At 40.7% G+C, this 626-nt stretch carries 1 protein-coding gene; it reads left to right on the top strand.

Annotation, left to right across the window (positions count from 1 at the left end; genetic code table 11):
* The first annotated feature begins 89 nt into the window (after positions 1-89).
* A complete protein-coding gene (gene mgsA, locus ACRCJ0_RS18275; protein WP_431391562.1) occupies positions 90-554 on the top strand; it encodes a methylglyoxal synthase in 465 nt (154 codons plus the stop codon).
* Positions 555-626: the final 72 nt, after the last annotated feature.

Raw genomic sequence — 626 nt, 5'->3', positions numbered from 1 at the left:
AATTCGCAATTATTAAACGTAATTTAAGGAAAAAGGTCAATGTCTCGTTTGAAAATCAGATTGCCGATACGAACTGGAGGATATGTTATATGAAAATTGCACTTATTGCCCATGATTCAAAAAAAGATATGATGGTGTCCTTTACAACTGCCTATAAATTCATACTTGAAAAACATGAATTATTTGCTACAGGGACAACTGGTTTACGTATTATCGAAGCCACTGGTTTAGACGTTCACCGCTTTAAATCCGGCCCACTTGGGGGTGACCAACAAGTCGGTGCGGCTATCTCACAAAACGAGATGGACTTAGTCATCTTTATGCGTGACCCATTAGCAGCTATGCCCCACGAACCAGACGTGACTGCCCTAATCCGCTTATGTGACGTGTATAATATCCCACTAGCAACCAATATTGGTACCGCAGAAGTCCTTATTCGCGGGTTAGACGAAGGCTTTATGGACTGGCGTAAACAATACGACGATGGTTTCTTAAACCAAGACATCTTAGAAAATATCGAAAAAGGCAACGAAGGCCGTAAGTTGGTCGAGTAAATTTGAAAAAAAGGGCTCTTCGTCAAATAGGACTGATGAGTAAAGTTTGCCCTGTAACAATAGACTTAAGCT

The sequence above is a fragment of the Aerococcus sp. L_32 genome, assembly GCF_050689315.1.
This window is presented reverse-complemented; position numbering and strand designations above follow the sequence as displayed.

What these genes read in the sequence shown, in the direction of transcription:
- mgsA (WP_431391562.1), top strand. Translation starts at nt 90, where the DNA reads ATGAAAATTGCACTTATTGCCCATGATTCAAAAAAAGATATGATGGTG.